We start from the raw sequence: 18,776 nt of genomic DNA, 5'->3' as shown, positions 1-18,776 counted from the left end.
CTCAGGCTTCGGCTTGGGCTTTGATCAGACGGTCGTAGGCGTCCTGATCCAGCAGCTTCGCAACAGCCGATGCGTCGGCAGGCTTGAAGCGGAAGAACCAGCCCTCGCCCAGCGGATCTTCGTTGACCAGTTCCGGGCTGTCTTCCAGCGCCGGGTTGGTCGCCAGGACTTCGCCGTTCAGCGGCATGTAAACGCCGCTCGCGGCTTTGACCGATTCCACGGTGGCCGCTTCGGCGCCTTTCTCGTAAGCCTGCAATTCAGGCAGTTGCACGAACACCACGTCGCCCAGGGCGTTCTGCGCGAAAGCGGTGATGCCAACGGTGACAGAGCCATCGGCTTCAGCGCGCAGCCATTCGTGATCTTCGGTAAAACGCAACTCGCTCATGGAATCTCCTAAGGGCCAGACTCGTCTGGTGGACGCGGTGGAATACTCGGGCAGCAATGCCCTGATTTATGAGCGGTGACTTAGCAAGAACGCGGCCAAAGTTAAAATATCCTTATAAATCAATTGGTTGATGAGCTTTGCGGTGAGCGTGATCGAGCTGGCTGTAGCGAAATCGCTACAGCTTGGAGCGAAGAAAAAAGCTGAAGTGGATCAAAGCCTTGCACGGCGCTGATCGGAGAGAGGTGTAGCGATATCGTTCCGCTGTAGCGCTTTCAGTACAGTTGGAGGTCGCTTTTGTCGGGGTCAGGCTTTTCCTGAAATCCCGTACTTGCGCAGTCGATGGGCAATCGCGGTGTGTGAGGTCTGCAGACGACTGGCCAGTTGGCGGGTCGAGGGGTAGCTGACATAGAGTTTCTCCAGCAGCGATTTCTCGAAGGCTTCCACCGCTTCTTCCAGGCTGTCGACGTCGGTGTCGGTCTGGCGTGCGACCGCGGTGCCGGCGATGTCGAGGTCGCCGATGTCCACCAGGCTGCTTTCGCAGATCGCCGCCGCGCGGAAGATCACGTTCTGCAATTGCCGCACGTTGCCCGGCCAGCGGTTGCCGAGCAGCGCCGGGTAAGTGCCGGGGGCGAGGCGGCAGACCGGGCGCTGGATCTGCGCGCAGGCCTGCTGCATGAAATAGCGGGCCAGCAACAGAATGTCCTGACCGCGCTCGCGCAGCGGCGGCACTTCGACGTTGAGCACGTTGAGGCGGTAAAAGAGATCTTCGCGAAACAGCCCTTCGCTGACCATTTTCTCCAGATCGCGGTGGGTCGCGCTAAGGATTCGCACATCGACCTTCACTTCGCGATCACCGCCTACTCGCCGGAAGCTGCCGTCATTGAGGAATCGCAGCAGCTTGGCCTGCAGGTACGGCGACATCTCGCCAATTTCGTCGAGAAACACCGTGCCCTGGTTGGCCAGTTCCATCAGCCCCGGTTTGCCGCCCCGTTGTGCACCGGTGAAGGCGCCGGGGGCGTAGCCGAACAGTTCGCTCTCGGCGAGGTTCTCCGGCAGGGCCGCGCAGTTCAGTGCCAGAAACGGTGCGTTGTGTCGAGCACTGCTGGCGTGACAGGCGCGAGCCACCAGCTCCTTGCCGGTGCCGGTTTCGCCCTGGATCAGCAGCGGTGCATCGAGCGCCGCCACCCGTTGTGCGCGGGCCTTGAGGGTGCGGATCGGCGGGGACTCGCCGAGCAGCGCGTCGAAGCCTTCGGCGTGATCGTGATGCAGCGCCGAGAGCTGCTCGCCGATGCGGTTCGGTTGATACAGCGTCAGCAGGGCGCCGGCGTCGGTGATCGGTGTGGCGTCCAGCAACAGGGTCTGGCCGTTGACGGTGATTTCCCGCAGCGGCAGGCGGAAACCCTGTTCGAGCAGGGTTTCGAGCAGGCCTGGATCGTTGAACAGCTCCGAGACACTTTCACCCGCAGGTTCGCGACCGTACAGGGCGATCAGCGCCGGGTTGGCCAGCAGCACCTTGCCTGCGCTGTCCAGCGCCAGCACCGGATCGGTCATCGCCGCGAGCAGGGCATCGAGCTGCAAGTGTCGACGCTGGCCGGGGAGGATATCGACGACGACCACGGCCTCCACACCTCGCACCCTGAACAGTGCATCTTTCAGTTCTTCGAGCACTTGCGGGCTGAGGGTCGGGGCGTCGATGTAGACGTTCGGCGGGACCATTTCCACCGCATCCAGATTGAGGTTGCGTCCACCGAGAATCGCCAGGACTTCCTGGGTGATGCCGACGCGGTCGATGAAGCTGACGTGGATACGCATGGGGTGGTTCTGGGTTCTGGAGTACGGAGGGGGGCAAGTATGCCTTGGGGCGGGGAAATGGTGAAATCCGGCCAACCGATGTGGGAGCGAGCCTGCTCGCGATAACGGTGTGTCAGCAAAGAAGATGTCGACAGAAAAACCGCAATCGCGAGCAGGCTCGCTCCCACAATAGATCTGTGGTGTTCAAGGTAGGGCAGGGTCACTCGAAATGCTCGGGATTGACCGGATCCCCGGATTTCATATTCAGCTGCGTACGAATGTCTTCAAACATCAGGTCGTAATGCTTGTGCACCGAGCCGATCTGGCTATGGCTTTTGGGGATGCCGTACTTTTCGGCGATCTGCGTCACGTTGCGAGCGAAGTTGTAGGCCTCTTCCTTGGGCAGAAAGAACGGTTCGTTGACCTCTTTGCCCTGGATGCTTCCAATCAGCCGGAACTGTATTCCTTTGCCTTTTTGCGGATCCTGCGACACCTCGTATTCGAGGCGGATGTTGTAGTTGACGTCATCCTGGGTCAACGCGTGCCGCTCGATGTGCAAATGACCGGGTTCGAACTGGGCCATGGTGTTCTCTCCTTTCAAGGCATGGGAGAAGGGCAGACCTGGAGTCTGCCCCAGCATTTCATTTTTATCGGTAGGTGATGCCGGGTTTCGCGGTACTGACGCGAGTGCCGGCGGTGCCCTGGACGATGGCTTCGATGTCAGCCAGCGAACCGATCACCGCAACCTTGCCAGTATGGCGCGCAAATTCGCAGGCTGCCTGCACCTTCGGCCCCATGGAGCCGGCGGCGAAGCCCAGGCGCTCCAGTTCATCAGGGTGGGCCTGGGCGATGGCTTTCTGGGTCGGCTTGTTGAAGTCGACGTAGGCGGCGTTGACGTCGGTGGCGATCACCAGCAGATCCGCTTCCAGTTGTTCGGCGAGCAATGCCGAGCACAGGTCCTTGTCGATGACGGCCTCGATGCCCTTGAGGTTGCGCTGCTCGTCATACATGGTCGGAATGCCGCCACCGCCGGCGCAGATCACGATGCTGCCCTTGTCCAGCAGCCACTTGATCGGGCGGATCTCGAAGATGCGCTTGGGTTTCGGGCTGGCGACCACGCGACGGTATTTGTCACCGTCGGCCTTGACCACCCAGCCTTTCTCTTTGGCCAGGCGCTCGGCTTCTTCTTTGGCATAGACCGGGCCGATGAATTTGGTCGGGTCTTTAAAGGCCGGGTCTTTGGGGTCGACTTCGACCTGGGTGAGCAGGGTGGCGAACGGGACTTCGAAGTCCAGCAGGTTGCCCAGTTCCTGTTCGATGATGTAGCCGATCATGCCTTCGGTTTCGGCACCGAGCACGTCCAGAGGGTAGGCTTCATCGGGTTTGTAGGAGAGGCCTTGCAACGACAACAGGCCGACTTGCGGGCCGTTGCCGTGGGCGATGACCAGTTGATTGCCGGGATGGATCTTGGCGATTTGCTCGGTGGCGATGCGGATGTTGGCGCGCTGGTTGTCAGCGGTCATCGGCTCGCCACGGCGGAGCAGGGCGTTACCGCCCAGAGCTACGACGATACGCATGGTGTTGGTCCTTCTGAAGAACAATCAGGTCTGACAGAGCGAACGCGGTCATTGTGGGAGCCGGGCTTGTGTGGGAGCTGGCTTGCCAGCGATGCAGGCGCCTCGGTTATTAAGTTGCAACGAGGTGATGCCATCGCGGGCAAGCCCGGCTCCCACAAAAGCCAGCTCCCACAGTGACCTTGTCGTGTCAGTGAGAGCTGCGCCGGTTTACAGATCAGCCAAAGTCGAGACCAGAATCGCCTTGATGGTGTGCATGCGGTTTTCCGCTTGCTCGAAGGCGATGCAGGCCGGCGACTCGAACACGTCGTCGGTCACTTCGATGCCGTTGGCCAGGTGCGGGTACTGTTCGGCGATCTGTTTGCCGACCTTGGTATCGCTGTTGTGGAACGCCGGCAGGCAGTGCATGAACTTGGTGCGCGGGTTGCCGGTGGCTTTCATCAGCTCTTTGTTGACCTGATACGGCAGCAGTTGCTTGATGCGTTCACCCCAGGCATCGACCGGCTCGCCCATCGAGACCCAGACGTCGGTATGCACGAAGTCCACGTCCTTGACCGCCGCTTTCGGATCTTCGGTCAGGGTGATGCGGGCGCCGCTTTCTTCGGCGTATTTGCGGCAGCGCTCCACCAGATCGTCATGGGGCCACAGGGCCTTCGGTGCGGCAATGCGCACGTCCATGCCAAGCTTGGCGCCGATCAGCAATAGCGAGTTGCCCATGTTGTTGCGGGCATCGCCCAGGTAGGCGTAGCTGATGTCATGCAATGGCTTGTCGCTGTGTTCGCGCATGGTCAGCACGTCGGCGATCATCTGGGTCGGGTGGTATTCATCGGTCAGGCCGTTGAACACCGGTACGCCGGCGAACTTGGCCAGCTCTTCGACGATTTCCTGCTTGAAGCCACGGTACTCGATGGCGTCGTACATGCGACCCAGCACGCGGGCTGTGTCCTTCATGCTTTCCTTGTGGCCGATCTGCGATGAATTCGGGTCGATGTAGGTGACGTTGGCGCCTTGGTCGTAAGCGGCGACTTCGAACGCGCAGCGAGTGCGGGTCGAGGTTTTTTCGAAGATCAGGGCGATGTTGTTGCCCTTGAGGTGTTGCTGCTCGGTGCCGGTGTACTTGGCGCGCTTGAGGTCACGGGACAGGTCCAGCAGATAACGCAGCTCGCGGGTGCTGTGATGTTCGAGACTGAGCAGGTTACGGTTGTGGATGTTGAAAGCCATGATGGATCTCCTTGCGTACTCGGTTGTCCCCCTGGCCGCGACTTTCTGTTGAAAGAAGGTGAGTCGCGGCCAGGGCTCAGCGTTTTAGTAATCGATCGGGTCGCGCACGATCGGGCAGGTCATGCAGTGGCCGCCGCCGCGACCACGGCCCAGTTCGCCGGCGCTGATGGTGATGACCTCGACCCCGGCCTTGCGCAGCAGCGTATTGGTGTAAGTGTTGCGGTCGTAACCGATGACGACCCCGGGCTCCAGGGCCACCACGTTGTTGCCGTCATCCCATTGTTCGCGTTCGGCGGCGAAGCTGTTGCCGCCGGTTTCCACCACGCGCAGGTTCGGCAGATTGAGCGAGCTGGCCACCACTTCGAGGAAGGTTTTGTTCTCCCGGCGTACGTCCATGCCGTAAGGTTTGCTTTCGTCAGGACGGATGATGAACGGCACGATTTCCTTGACCACTTCCGGGAAAACGGTAACCAGGTCGCGGTCGCAGAAGCTGAACACGGTGTCCAGGTGCATCGCTGCGCGGGATTTCGGCAGGCCGGCAACCACGACTTTGTCCGCCGCGCCTTTGGCGAACAGCGACTGTGCCAGTTGACCGATGGCCTGGCGCGAGGTGCGCTCGCCCATACCGATCAACACCACACCGTTGCCGATCGGCATCACGTCGCCGCCTTCGAGGGTGGCCTGGCCGTGGCCCTTGTCCGGGTCGCCGTACCAGACTTCGAAGTCGGCGTTGGTGAACTCCGGATGGAATTTGTAGATGGCGGTGGTCAACAGGGTTTCCTGACGACGGGCCGGCCAGTACATCGGATTGAGGGTCACGCCGCCGTAGATCCAGCAAGTGGTGTCGCGGGTGAACTGAGTGTTGGGCAGTGGCGGCAGCAGGAAGCTGGAGTGTCCCAGGTAATCGCGGTACATCTTGATCACGCTGGCGCCTTCGCTGTCCGGCAGATCCTCGCCGGCCACACCGCCGATCAGGAATTCGGCGAGCTTGCGCGGCTCCAGGCCTTCGAGCCAGCTGCGCACTTCGTTGGTCAGGCCGACACCGACGGTGTCCGGGGTGATCTTGCGATCCAGAATCCATTTCAGCGCTTCGGGATTGCCGACGATGTCGGTCAGCAGGTTGTGCATTTCCAGCACTTCGATCCCGCGCTCGCGCATCTTGGTGACGAAGTCGAAGTGGTCGCGCTTGGCCTGATTGACCCAGATGACGTCGTCGAACAGCAGTTCGTCGCAGTTGCTCGGGGTCAGCCGCTGGTGGGCCAGGCCTGGGGAACAAACCATGACTTTGCGCAGTTTGCCGGCTTCGGAATGGACGCCGTACTTAACTTTTTCCGTGGTCATTTCAGTGATCCTCCAGAGACAAAACGTTTGGCAGTTACAGAGTCAGGAAGCCGTCGTAGAGACCGTAGGCCGCCACCAGGGCACCCACGACCACCGCGGCGAAAATCAGCTTCTCGACGTGGGTGAAAACCGGTTTGTGAACTTCAAGCTTGGCCTTGGCGAACAGGATCGCGCCGGGGGCATAGAGCAGGGCCGACAGCAACAGGTACTTCACGCCGCCGGCATACAGCAGCCAGATCGCGTAGACGAGGGCGATGGCGCCGATGATCAGGTCCTTGCGCCGTTCGGCGGCAAAACCTTCATAGGTTTCGCCGCGCACTGCCAGCAGCAGCGCGTAGGCCGCCGACCACAGGTACGGCACCAGGATCATCGAGGTGGCGAGGTAGATCAGCGACAGGTAGGTGCTGGCCGAGAACAGGGTAATGACCAGGAACAGCTGCACCATGGCGTTGGTGAGCCACAGGGCGTTGGCCGGTACGTGGTTGGCGTTTTCCTTGCGCAGAAACTCCGGCATGGTGTGGTCTTTGGCGGCGGCGAACATGATCTCCGCGCACAGCAGCACCCACGACAGCAATGCCCCCAGCAGCGAGATGATCAGACCGACGCTGATCAGTACCGCGCCCCAGTGACCGACCACATGTTCGAGCACGGCAGCCATTGACGGGTTCTGCAGTTTGGCCAGTTCCGGCTGGGTCATGATGCCCAGCGACAGCACGTTCACCAGCACCAGGAACAGCAGCACGGTGATGAAACCGATGACGGTGGCCTTGCCGACGTCCGAACGTTTTTCCGCCCGGGCCGAGAAGATGCTCGCGCCCTCGATGCCGATGAACACCCACACGGTGACCAGCATCATGTTGCGCACCTGGTTCATCACGCTGCCCAGATCCGGGTTTTTCACGCCCCAGATGTCAGCGGTGAAGATGTCCAGTTTGAAGGCGAACAGTGCGATCAGGACGAACAGCAGCAGGGGGACGACCTTGGCGACGGTGGTCACCAGGTTGATGAACGCCGCTTCCTTGATCCCGCGCAGCACCAGAAAGTGCACGGCCCACAGCAACACCGAGGCACCGACGACGGCCGCGACCGTGTTGCCTTCACCGAACACGGGAAAGAAATAACCGAGCGTACTGAACAGCAGCACGAAGTAGCCGACGTTGCCCAGCCAGGCACTGATCCAGTAACCCCAGGCGGACGAGAAACCCATGTAGTCGCCGAAACCGGCCTTGGCGTAGGCGTACACACCGCCGTCCAGGTCAGGTTTGCGATTGGCCAGGGTCTGGAAGACGAAAGCCAGCGTGAGCATGCCGACGGCGGTGATGGCCCAACCGATCAGCACCGCGCCGACGTCGGCGCTGGCTGCCATGTTCTGTGGCAAAGAGAATATTCCGCCACCGATCATTGAACCGACTACCAATGCAACCAGTGCACCTAGTCGTAGTTTTCCGGGAGCTTCAGACATTGCATGACTCCATTGCAGGAGAGAAGAGTTCACAGCGTAGTTCTGTTGGCTTTTCAAACAGCTGACGTAGATCAGTGCATGCTCACATTCCATTGTTAATGAATGACTTATGAAGCCGATGCTGGCATAAGGCTTGTGTCTGGAAGGCCCGTCCCAGAGGCCTTTCGATGGTGCGGTTGGGAATGGATCCTATTGCTTTCGAGTTATCACGCTAGTTGCTTTTGGACTTTTGGCAAATTTTTCACATCTGTTTTCAGCACAGAATTGATTTATCAGGATCAGCGCACAAAACTAACTTCCTGTGCTATGCGTTAGCGTCATTCGCTATATATAAGTGGATGTTGTTCGGTAATCCCTGATAAACGCCGCCCAGTTTTATCCGCTTGGTTAATAGTTGTTACAAATAGAACCTCGCCACATATTTCAAGGAGATTTGAATGTCGCAACCGACGCAAAAGCTGCGCCTTGGCGCACTGATCGCCCTGGTGGTGGGGTCGATGATCGGCGGGGGGATTTTCTCTTTGCCGCAGAACATGGCGGCGCGGGCCGATGCCGGGGCGATCCTCATCGGCTGGGGGATCACCGCCATCGGCATGCTTACGTTGGCCTTCGTGTTCCAGACCCTGGCCAACCGCAAGCCGGAACTGGACTCCGGCGTCTATGCCTACGCCAAGGCCGGGTTTGGCGACTACATGGGTTTTTCTTCGGCGTGGGGTTACTGGATCAGTGCCTGGCTGGGCAACGTCGGGTATTTCGTGTTGCTGTTCAGCACCCTTGGCTACTTTTTTCCGGTGTTCGGCCAGGGCAACACGCCGATCGCCATCGGTTGCGCTTCGGTGCTGCTGTGGGCCGTGCATTTTCTGGTGATGCGCGGAATCAAGGAGGCCGCGTTCATCAATCAACTGACCACCGTGGCCAAGATCGTGCCGTTGATCATGTTCATCGTCATCGCCGCCGTGGCGTTCAAGGCCGACATCTTTACCCGTGACATCTGGGGCCGCAGCAACCCGAACTTCGGCGGGGTGATGGATCAGGTGCGCAACATGATGCTGGTGACGGTGTTCGTGTTCATCGGTATCGAGGGCGCCAGCGTTTACTCGGCGCGGGCCGAGAAACGTTCGGATGTCGGCCGCGCCACGGTGATCGGCTTCATTGGTGTGTTGGCACTGCTGGTGCTGGTCAATGTGTTGTCGCTGGGGATCATGAGCCAACCGGAACTGGCGACCCTGCAGAACCCTTCGCTGGCGGCGGTGCTGGAACACATCGTCGGGCCCTGGGGGGCGCTGGCAATCAGTATCGGCCTGGCGATTTCATTGCTTGGTGCACTGTTGTCATGGGCGTTGCTGTGCGCCGAAATCCTCTTCGCCACGGCCAGGGACAACACCATGCCGGCGTTCCTGAAAAAGGAAAATGCCAACCACGTGCCGGTCAATGCGCTGTGGCTGACCAACGTGATGATCCAGATTTTCCTGCTGATCACACTGTTTTCCGCCGGCACCTACACCAGCCTTATCTACCTCGCCTCGTCGATGATTCTGGTGCCGTACCTGTGGTCGGCGGCGTACGCGGTGCTGTTGAGCGGGCGCGGCGAAACCTATGAACATGCCTCGGCCGAACGCACCAAGGATCTGCTGATCGGCGGTATCGCCCTCTGCTACGCGGTGTGGTTGCTGTACGCCGGCGGGGTGAAATACCTGCTGTTGTCGGCGTTGCTCTATGCACCGGGCGTGATCCTGTTCGCCAAGGCCAAGCATGAACAGGGCGAGCCGCTGTTCACCACGATCGAGAAGGGGATTTTCACCTGTGTGATCGCCGGGGCCGGGCTGGCGGCTTACGGTTTGTACAGCGGTCTGCTGTCGTTGTGAGGTTGCGACATGGACGTGGGCCGGACCGGGGATACGGGATTGCTGCGAGCACTGGAGGTGCTGGAGGGCGAGCGGGTAACGGCGCGGGAATTGTCAGCCCGCGCCGATGCCTGGCGCCCGTTCCGCGGTTATGCGGCGCAGTTGCTGTGGACGTCTTTGAGCAGGGCAGACTGATCCTGCTGATAGGGGGGCATTATTGGCCCCATCGCTGGCAAGCCAGCTCCCACAGTATCCGGGCCGTACAAAAAATCCGCTGACACCGTTGGACCTGTGGGAGCTGGCTTGCCAGCGATGGCGGTCTGAAATTCACCACTGCGCTCGATGTGATCCCAATTCAGTTGCCGGCAACGACCATTGCAACGGCGTTCCAGCAATACTCAGCGGCGCCTGGAGGCGATGTGCCAACCCCCAGGGTGTCTGTTCCACCTGCGAGTTCTGATCCTGTTCATTTTCCGGACGCAACGCTTCGTCCGTCCCCGCGCCATGCTCGATCAACAACTTCGCCGTCCGCGCCAGCGACAATCGCGCGCTCCCACCTTGACCACTGCGCAGCCTTTTGGTCAGCAACCTGATCGCACTCGCCGCCATCAGATACCCGGTCGCATGGTCCAGGGCCTGCACCGGCAGCGGCGTCGGTTTGTCCGCCTGCTTCCAGCGCTGCCCGGCCTCGGCAATCCCGCTGCTCATCTGCACCAGGCTGTCGAAGCCCCGGCGGTTCTGCCACGGGCCGCTCCAGCCGTAGGCGTTGAGGCAGACGTCGATCAGCCCCGGTCTCAGGTGCCGGCGGCGTTCGACGCCATAGCCGAGGTGTTCGAGCGCATCGGCGCGATAGCCGTGCAGCAGAATGTCGGCATCCTTGAGCAAGCCTTCAAACACTGCACGATCTGCCGGTTGCTGCAGGTCCAGCCGTGCGCAGCGTTTGCCGAGGGTGACTTCCGGCACCACGCCGGGTTCGTTCCAGGTCGGCGGGTCGATGCGCAGGACATTCGCGCCCATGCCCGCGAGAAAGCGGCTGGCGGTCGGGCCGGCGAGGACGCGGGTCAGGTCGAGCACCTTGAGTCCGGCCAATGGTTGCGCCAACGAGCCTTGCCAGGGTTGATGACGTTCGTCTTTCCCATCACTGAAATGCACCAGGGGTTCGGCATTCACCGCCAGTCCCTGGGGATGTTTTTGCCACTGTTCCCAGCTGCGCATCCGGGCAGCGCAACCCTTGGCATCGACCACCGCCTGCTCCAGATCGGCACTGGTCCAATGCGCGACTTTCGCCGCCATCGTTGCGCGATCGGTACAGGCACCGAGCACGCTTTCAGCAGCGGCGCGGTGATGCGGGGCGTTGGTGTGCAGACGAATCCAGCCGTCCCGGGTCGCGTAATCGCCGGCTACCGGATCCCATAGCGGCGGCACTTCCCAACCTGTTGGCCGTAGTGAGGTGGCGAACCAGAACGAGGCGAGGCGGCGGTCCACTTCAAGGGTAGGTAAATGTCCGGTTTGCTGCCGGAGCAATTCGCTGATCGCCTGCCCGGCTGCGGCAATGCTCGCGCAGGCCAGGTCGGTGACGGCAAACGCCGAGGGCAGGGCGCCCTTGCCGGTGAACGGAATCGGTGTGCCGGGCAAACCGAGTGCGGCTTGAACGGACGTGAGCAAATCAGTCATCGAAGGCCCTCCGGAACGAGAGGGCAGAATAGTGCAAAACGCTGTTGGCTTAGATGAAACACACACTGTCCCCTGTGGGAGCTGGCTCGCCAGCGATTACGGAGTGTCAGTCAGCAATGTATCGACTGATCTACCGTCATCGCTGGCAAGCCAGCTCCCACAGGGATTCAGGACGACCGCAATTACACGCGGAACTGATCCATCAATTTCATCTGCTGGCTGGCCAGGGCATTCAACTGGCTGCTGATCGCTGCCGACTCGGTGGCCTGTCCGGTCAGGGTTTCGGTGACCGTGCGGATCGCCGAGACGTTGCGGTTGACCTCTTCGGCCACCGCACTTTGCTGTTCGGCGGCGCTGGCGATCTGCAAGTTCATGTCGCTGATGACGGTGACCGCATCGCTGATCTTGCCGAGGGCGTCCACGGCCTGGCGGATCTGGCCGGCGTTGTTGTGGGCCTGGGCCTGGCTCGAATGCATGGTGGCGACCACGCCACGGGTGCCGGTCTGGATGCGTTCGATCACCACGCGGATTTCTTCAACCGAATCCTGGGTGCGCTTGGCCAGGTTGCGGACCTCATCGGCGACCACCGCGAAACCACGACCGCTTTCACCGGCCCGGGCGGCTTCGATGGCGGCGTTCAGCGCCAGCAGGTTGGTCTGTTCGGCGATGCTGCGGATCACTTCCAGCACCGAGCCGATCTGTTCGCTGTTGACCGCCAGTTCTTCGACTTCGGTCACCGCTTTGCTGACTTCATCGGCCAACTGGTTGATGTCACGGGTGCTGCGCTCGATGATCGACAGGCCGTCCCTGGCCGACTGGTCGGCGCCTTTCGCCGCGCTGGCGGCGTTCGAGGCGCTGTTGGCGACGTCGTGGGCCGTGGCGCTCATTTCGTTGGAGGCGGTCGCCACCTGATCGATCTCGCGGAACTGCACCTGCATGCCTTCGCTGGTCTGGCGGGCGATTTCCGACGATTGATCGGCGGTGCCACGGGCCTCGGTGATGCTTTGTTTGATCTGCGCGATGGTCGGTTGCAGCTTGTCGAGAAAACGGTTGAACCAGTTCACCAGTTCGCCCAGTTCATCCTTCTTGCTGTAGTTCAGGCGCTGGGTCAGGTCTCCTTCGCCGCTGGCGATGTTCTTCAGCATCTCGGCGACGCTGTTGATCGGCCGGGTCACGCCCGAGGCAGTGAGCCAGATCAGCACCAGGCCGATCAGGCCGGCGATCACGGCCACCGCCAACGCGGTCATTACGCCGGTTTGCTGAGCGTCATCGAGCACCGCTTGCAGCTTGACCGAGTCGGCCAGCAGCACTTGTTTCGGCAGGTCGATGACCACGCCCCAGGCGCGGGAGTTACCGATAGGATCAACCGGATACACGGCGCGGATCAGGTCGCCCTGTTCGAGGATCTTCGGCGTGCCGGCGCTCAGCAGTTGCAGGATGTCCTTGCCTTCGGCACCCAGGGTTTCGGCGATGCCTTTGCCGACCTTGGTCGCGTCGGTGCTGTAGGCACCGAGCACGCCGCTGCCGGAGACGATCAGCATGTGTCCTGCACCGTTGAACAGTTCGCGTTGGGAACCCACGGCCGCCGCTTGCAGGGCGTCGAGGGCGATGTCGATGCCGACCACGCCGATGGCTTTGCCGTCCACCAGCAGCGGCACGGCAATGGTGGTCATGAGCATTTCCTTGCCGCCCACGGTGTCGGCGTAAGGATCGAGCAGGCAGGTGCGCTTGTTGTCGCGAGGGCAGGTGTACCAACTGTTATAGGGCGTACCGCTGAGGCTGAGGGTGGTCTTGGTCATGTCCTCTTCGACCATGATCGTGTTCAGCGCAGAACCGGCGGCGCGGCTCCAGTACGTGGCGAAGCGCCCGGCTTCGTTGGACTGGCGCGCGGCGTCATTGACGAACTCGCTGTCCTTGCCGTCGAGGCCATTGGGTTCGAAGGCCAGCCAGATGCCGAGCACCTTGCTGTTGCGCTCGAACGCGGTTTTCAGGCTCAGGTTCAACTCTTCACGCAAGGCTCCGGCGTCCAGCGAACGCTTGGCGGCCATGACGCGCATGTCCTTGATCTGATCGGCCAGTGCGGTGATCACCACCAGGCTCTCGCCGAAGGTCTTCTGCACTTGAACCGCCTGTTCGGCAGCCTTGGCCTGCAGCAGATTCTGCACGCTGGCGGTGAGCATCTTGCTGCTCGATTCACTGACCAGTTCGTCGTTCTGGTTGGTCTGGTAGATGTTGATGCCGACGATCAGCGCCACCACGCCGAGCAGGCAAAGCCCGGACAGCAGGACGATTTTCAGGCGAATGGACAGGGAGTCGAACATGGGACGTTCTCGCGAATGAATGAGCTGTTGGCTACGGGGCACGGAATTGCCCGGTTCGCCAAATCCATTCAGCGCCATTCAATGCTCATCGGCGCGAGGCGAGGCGGCATGAGCCGTCTGCCGACGAACGGTCGCGGCAAAACGTTTGCGCGGGGAAATGCCCTGGAAAGCGATGAAAAATCAGGAAATCTCTGGCCGGGATTCCGGGCGCGACCAGATCCAAAGGTTGCCCAGCGTCATGCCGGCAATCGCCAGGTAGACCGGCCAGCCGTGATCGAGCATCACCAGCATCAGGGTCGCGCACAGCAGCATGCTGACGGTGGCGCTGACCTTGGCCTTGCGGGCGATGATCTTGCCATTGCGCCAGTTGCTCAGGATCGGCCCGAACAGCCGGTGGTTTTCCAGCCAGGCACTCAGGCGCGGCGAGCTGCGGGTCGCGGCCCAGGCGGCGAGCAGGATGAACTCGGTGGTCGGCAGGCCGGGCACGACGATGGCGATCAGGCCGATGCCGAGGCTGACGTAGGCCAGCAGGCCGAACAGCAGGCGGGCGAGTCGGGAGGAGGCGGGTCGGGGCATGGGCTCAGCGAGTGGCTTATGAGACAGGGCAGGAATCTTACAGACTTACGCAATTCCTTGTGGGAGCTGGCTTGCCAGCGATAGCGTCCGGTCAGTCGACATTGATGTTGTCTGACACGCCGTCATCGCTGGCAAGCCAGCTCCCACAGGGTTTTGCGGTGTGATCAGGGTCAGGCCGGCTCAGCTTCCGTGGCGTAAGCCTGTTCCAGCAGCACGGTGAAGCGGTTGAACGCATCGAGCGCGCCTTGCTCCACTTCGGCTTCTTCCTCGGCACTGAACGGCAGCGAGTCGAGGGTGCGCACGAAGCTTTTCCAGCCTTCGGCCCGGCCACCTTCAGGCTCGCCGAGGTGACGTGCGCCGAAGGTTTCACTCAGGTCCAGCGCCACCGCGCGTTTGATCAGGAACGCAGCGCCGAGCTTGGAACCCTCGGACACGAAGATCCAGCCCAGCGCGCGGGCCTTGCTCGGGTTTTTCACCGCACCGGCAACGGGCGCCGGCACTTCGGTGTCGAGGTCGGCGAGGTCGGCCCTGGCCGCTTCGGCGCGGCAGCGGGCCGGCAGATCAGGGACGATGGCGGTCAATTCGGCATCGTTGTACAGCGAGACCAGTTCCGACTGGAACAGGTACTGCGCGACCACGAAGCGGGCGAAACTGGCGCGGGTCTCGAACGGCGCGTGGGCCTTGACCAGTGCATCGAGCTTGCTGTGCGGCTCATGGGTGATCTGGTTCAAGCGTTGCGAACGCAGGGCTTTTTCCGGGGTGCTCATGGGATGTCCTTGATAAAAGAGGCGCTTGATAACGAGACGAACAAGAAGTCACGGGAACGTAAAAAAACCTCACTGCGTGCTGATTCACACACGCAGTGAGGTGGGGCGGATCAGATATCCCAGACCAGATTGATCGCGAAGTTGCGACCCGGCTGGGTCAGGCGATCGAGGTTGGCCGGTTGTGTCACCGAAGCTTCGCCGACGCTGTCGTAACCGCGCACGTCATCCCACAACCAGTATTTCTTGTCGGTCAGGTTGTAGATGCCGCCGCTGACGGTGACGTCGTCGGTGACCTTGTAGTAGCCGGCCAGATCGAGAATGCCGAAGCCCGGGGATTTGAATTGACTGCTGACACCGTCCGGCGACTTGAAGTTGGTGTCGTCGACGCGATCCTTTTTCTTCACAACGGTCCAGCTCAGCAGGCCGCCGTAGTTGTCCTGGTCGTAACCCAGACCGAATACGCCGGTCAGAGGATTGACGCTATTGAGCGGCTCGCCGTTGTCGTTGTTGCGTCCGTAGGCGTAGGAAATCGAACCCTGGGTGTACAGACCTTGCGGCGCGCCGAAGGAATCCAGGTTCAGGCGACCTTTGACTTCGGCACCCTTGATGGTGGCGTGCTTGATGTTGCTGGACTGGAAGGTCAGCTCGCTGTAGCCCGGGGTGACGGCGTCTTCGTTGATGAAGTCGCGGTACTTGTTATAGAACACCGCCACGTCGAACGAGCCTTGCTCGAAGTTGCCGCGCAGACCGGTTTCATAGCTTTTGCTCTTTTCCGGTTCCAGGTTCGGGTTCGGCGCCACGTTGTAGCCGGTGGTGCTGTTCTCGAAGCGACCGTACAGCGCTTTCGCGGTCGGGGTGCGGAAGCCTTCGGCGTATTGACCGTACCAGGTGTAGTTGTCGGTCAGGGCGTAGGTCAGGCCGAATTTCGGCGAGACTTTATGCCAGGTCTTGTTTTGATCGCTGACCGTGCCCTTGCCGTCGGCGGCCACGGTGTTGAGGAACTCCTGAGTGATATGTGGCTTGAGCTGGGTGTAGTCGTAGCGCAGGCCCGGCAGGAAGGTCCATTTGTTCCAGCTGATCTGATCCTGGGCGAACAGGCTGTAGGTGTTGATGGTCGGGTCAGGGAAGTCGCTGGACTTCTTCAGCACGTCGGTCGCACTGGTGGCGCCGATGGCGGTGCAACCGCGACCGACTGCCAGGCACTTGCCGTCGCCGCTGCGTGAACCGGTGACCTTTTGCTGTTTGATCGTGGTGCCGTAGGTCAGCACGTGATCGGTGTCACCGATGGCGAATGCCTTGTCCAGTTGCGCATCGAACACCCATTGTTTTTCTTCGTAGATCGTGTCGCGGGTACGCAGCACTTTACGGGTCATCGGGTAGTAAAACTCGTCGGTGCTCTGGTCGGTCTTGGCGGTCTGGTGGTTGAGGCTCCACTTCACGTTGTCGGCCAGCAGGCTGTCGAGGGCGAAGCTGTGTTCCAGGCCGAAACGCTCACGGGTGACGGTGTCGTTGCCGGTGCGCCACTGGTACATGCCGCCGGGCAGCACGCTGTTGGAAATGGTCGGGGCACCGTTGAAGAACGGGCCGCCGTAAGCACTTTTCTGATCGGTGTCGCGATCATCCTTGTACTTTTCGTAGGTCAGGCCCAGACGCGAACCTTCGTTGTAGTTCCAGCCGATCTTGGCCAGAACGTTGGTGGCTTTCACGTCTTCCGGGTTGGCGGCGGTGCGCTCCAGGCCGGTGCCGTTATTGCTGCCGTAGGAATCGGTTTCATGGCCGTCGCGCCGGCTGTAGTGCAGCAAACCGTCGAACTGGTCGGCGCGACCGGCGACGGTGGCGGATTTCAGCCAACTGTCGTCGGCGGAGCTGTAGCCGGTCTTCAGGCGGGCGCCGACATCTTTGCCGGGCTTGATGATGTCGTCCGGGTCGAGGGTGTAATAGCTCACCGCGCCGCCGATGGCGTTGCTGCCGTACAGCACCGAGGCCGGGCCGCGGAGGATTTCCACACGTTTGACGATTTCCGGGTCGACGTAGTTGCGCTGGGTCTTGGCGTACGGGCCGTTGAAGAAGCCGTCCGGTACCTCCACACCATCTACTTGAGTCAGAATGCGGTCACCGTCGATGCCGCGAATGTTGTAGCCGCTGATCCCGCCGCGCTGGCCGGCGCCGCCCACGGAGACGCCCGGCTCGTAGCGCACCAGATCCTTGATGGTGTTGACGTTGTTGCGGTCCAGATCCTGTCGGGTCTGCACGGTGACGGTGGCCGGTACGCTGTTGACTGACTGTTCCTGACGGGTGGCGCTGATGGTTACCTGCTCGAGGTTGAGTGCGCCGCTGTTGATGCGTTTTTCCAGCACGACATTGTTGTGGCTGATTTTACGGAAGCTCAGGTTGGTCCCCACCAACAAGCGCTCCAGGGCTTTTTCCGGTGGCAGCGAACCACGCACGCCCGGCGACGACACGCCTTTACCCAATTCAGCCGGCAAGCCGACCTGCCAGCCGGTGACGGCAGTGAACGCGTTGAGCGCCGACACCAGCGGTTGCTGGCCGATGGCGAACGCGTAATCGCCCATGTTACGTACCGGCTGCTCGTTGGCGGCCATCAGCGGCGCGGTGCCGGCCATCAGGATGGCGGCGGTCAGCAGCGACAGTACGCGGGAAGGGGAGGAAGTCTGGCGGGTAAGGCGTGAGGACATCGATAGCGCTCCGTGTCGCACGAATCTTTATAGGTGCTGATTCACGTCCAAAGATGCGAATCAATTGCATTGGCTATAACGAGACGAACGAGCTTCGGCTATCGAGTAAAAATAATTCTCATTTAGTTCAGGATCACCAACGCCGGGAATTCCTGAAGCCTGGCTGAGGTGATGTGAGCAAGCGAACGCACCACATCCAGCGGCTGGTCGAGACGGTAATTGCCGGTGACGGCGACGTCGGCCAAGTGTTCATTGGTGTTGATGATGAAGCCCGGATAATAGCGGCGCAGCTCCGCCAGCACCTGGCTCAGCGGACAGTTCTCGAAGATCAGCCGCCCTTGCACCCACGCCAGATCGGTGGCGGCATCGGCCTTGGCCGGACGGTCGAAACCATTCGGGCCGATGCGGATGCTTTCCCCGGCGGACAGACGCACGCGGGCATCGTCACGGGTCGTACGCAGATCGACGTCGCCACGTTGCACTTGCACCTGCGCCACGCCATCCAGATAGCGCACGGCGAACGCGGTGTCTTGCACGCTGGCTTTCACCGGCCCGGCGTCGATTTCCAGCGGTTGGCTGCGGCTGGCCGGAATCTCGAAAAACGCTTCGCCTTGATACAGGCGTGCCACCCGCTGACGATCGTTGATCGTGCTGGAAAAGGCGGAATTGGTGTTGAGCAGGACTTTCGAACCGTCCTCAAGCTGCAAGCGTTGACGCTCGCCGACCACCGTCAGGTGATCGGCCTGCAGACGCATCGGCAGGTTGCTGAAACTGAACAGTCCGAGAATCAGCACCGCTGCGGTGGCCAGCGGTTTCCAGTGCGGTCGCAGGCGTGTGAGGACGGTGACTTTCTTTGGTTTGGTCGCGAGGTCTTGCGCGCACTGGGCGATCTGCGGGCCGTCCCAGATCGCTTGGGCCTTGGCGAATGCCTGGGCGTTCAACGGATCGGCCGCCAGCCAGGCATGAAACTGCCGGGACTGCTCCTCGTCCGGGCTGCCGAGCACAATGAGCCAATCCAGAGCTTGGTCCATTGCATTGGCAGCGTCCTGCGCCGTGTCGGGCGAAGGAGGGCGGTGGATGTCCGTCACGGTTTTTCCTCGGCAGTGTCTGTGCACGGCTGTTTT

Annotated in this window: 13 protein-coding genes and 3 pseudogenes; 2 read left to right on the top strand and 14 right to left on the bottom strand. The window is 61.2% G+C overall.

The genetic code is table 11. From position 1 onward, the window contains the following. Position 1: 1 nt before the first annotated feature. The 7 genes from gcvH to arcD (NWV16_RS21775) form a co-directional block, all read right to left on the bottom strand. On the bottom strand, positions 2–385 hold the full coding sequence (gene gcvH, locus NWV16_RS21805) for a glycine cleavage system protein GcvH (protein ID WP_260520710.1): 384 nt from the start codon (positions 383–385) through the stop codon (positions 2–4). Between the two features lie 303 nt (positions 386–688). After that, positions 689–2,197, bottom strand: a complete 1,509-nt coding sequence (locus NWV16_RS21800; protein WP_260520709.1) for a sigma-54-dependent transcriptional regulator — start codon at positions 2,195–2,197, stop codon at positions 689–691. 199 nt (positions 2,198–2,396) lie between these two features. After that, positions 2,397–2,759: a DUF5064 family protein gene (locus NWV16_RS21795; protein ID WP_065258509.1), complete on the bottom strand. Its 363-nt coding sequence runs from the start codon at positions 2,757–2,759 to the stop codon at positions 2,397–2,399. Between the two features lie 64 nt (positions 2,760–2,823). Further along, positions 2,824–3,753 (bottom strand): carbamate kinase, encoded by a 930-nt coding sequence (arcC, locus tag NWV16_RS21790; protein ID WP_260520708.1) that lies wholly within the window; start codon positions 3,751–3,753, stop codon positions 2,824–2,826. A 207-nt stretch (positions 3,754–3,960) separates the two neighbouring features. Beyond that, a complete protein-coding gene (locus NWV16_RS21785; RefSeq protein ID WP_065258507.1) occupies positions 3,961–4,971 on the bottom strand; it encodes an ornithine carbamoyltransferase in 1,011 nt (336 codons plus the stop codon). 84 nt (positions 4,972–5,055) lie between these two features. Next, positions 5,056–6,312 (bottom strand): arginine deiminase, encoded by a 1,257-nt coding sequence (gene arcA / locus NWV16_RS21780; protein ID WP_065258506.1) that lies wholly within the window; start codon positions 6,310–6,312, stop codon positions 5,056–5,058. 34 nt (positions 6,313–6,346) lie between these two features. Continuing rightward, a complete protein-coding gene (gene arcD, locus NWV16_RS21775) occupies positions 6,347–7,774 on the bottom strand; it encodes an arginine-ornithine antiporter (RefSeq protein WP_260520707.1) in 1,428 nt (475 codons plus the stop codon). A 437-nt stretch (positions 7,775–8,211) separates the two neighbouring features. Between arcD (NWV16_RS21775) and arcD (NWV16_RS21770) the strand changes: the two genes are divergently transcribed. Further along, entirely contained in the window at positions 8,212–9,639 is a 1,428-nt protein-coding gene (gene arcD, locus NWV16_RS21770) for an arginine-ornithine antiporter (protein ID WP_260520706.1), read from the top strand. Positions 9,640–9,666: 27 nt separating this feature from the next. Next, a pseudogene (locus NWV16_RS21765) lies at positions 9,667–9,813 on the top strand (DNA-3-methyladenine glycosylase 2 family protein); the annotation flags it as partial. Positions 9,814–9,945: 132 nt separating this feature from the next. On the opposite strand, the gene NWV16_RS21760 reads toward NWV16_RS21765, so the two are convergent. The 7 genes and pseudogenes from NWV16_RS21760 to NWV16_RS21735 form a co-directional block, all read right to left on the bottom strand. Next, positions 9,946–11,292 (bottom strand): CoA transferase, encoded by a 1,347-nt coding sequence (locus NWV16_RS21760; RefSeq protein ID WP_260520705.1) that lies wholly within the window; start codon positions 11,290–11,292, stop codon positions 9,946–9,948. A 182-nt stretch (positions 11,293–11,474) separates the two neighbouring features. Next, positions 11,475–11,999 (bottom strand): annotated as a pseudogene (locus NWV16_RS27890) (methyl-accepting chemotaxis protein); the annotation flags it as partial. Between the two features lie 333 nt (positions 12,000–12,332). Further along, a pseudogene (locus NWV16_RS27885) lies at positions 12,333–13,340 on the bottom strand (HAMP domain-containing protein); the annotation flags it as partial. 453 nt (positions 13,341–13,793) lie between these two features. Next, on the bottom strand, positions 13,794–14,189 hold the full coding sequence (locus NWV16_RS21750) for a YbaN family protein (protein WP_260520703.1): 396 nt from the start codon (positions 14,187–14,189) through the stop codon (positions 13,794–13,796). Between the two features lie 170 nt (positions 14,190–14,359). Continuing rightward, positions 14,360–14,956 (bottom strand): biliverdin-producing heme oxygenase, encoded by a 597-nt coding sequence (locus NWV16_RS21745; RefSeq protein WP_260520702.1) that lies wholly within the window; start codon positions 14,954–14,956, stop codon positions 14,360–14,362. Positions 14,957–15,066: 110 nt separating this feature from the next. Beyond that, positions 15,067–17,652: a TonB-dependent receptor gene (locus NWV16_RS21740; RefSeq protein WP_260520701.1), complete on the bottom strand. Its 2,586-nt coding sequence runs from the start codon at positions 17,650–17,652 to the stop codon at positions 15,067–15,069. 122 nt (positions 17,653–17,774) lie between these two features. Further along, the gene (locus NWV16_RS21735) at positions 17,775–18,740 is read right to left on the bottom strand and encodes a FecR domain-containing protein (RefSeq protein WP_260520700.1); all 966 of its coding nucleotides are present in this window, start codon (positions 18,738–18,740) and stop codon (positions 17,775–17,777) included. Positions 18,741–18,776 lie beyond the last annotated feature (36 nt).

Source organism: Pseudomonas sp. BW7P1 (genome assembly GCF_024981055.1).
Lineage (GTDB): Bacteria > Pseudomonadota > Gammaproteobacteria > Pseudomonadales > Pseudomonadaceae > Aquipseudomonas > Aquipseudomonas bananamidigenes.
This window is presented reverse-complemented; position numbering and strand designations above follow the sequence as displayed.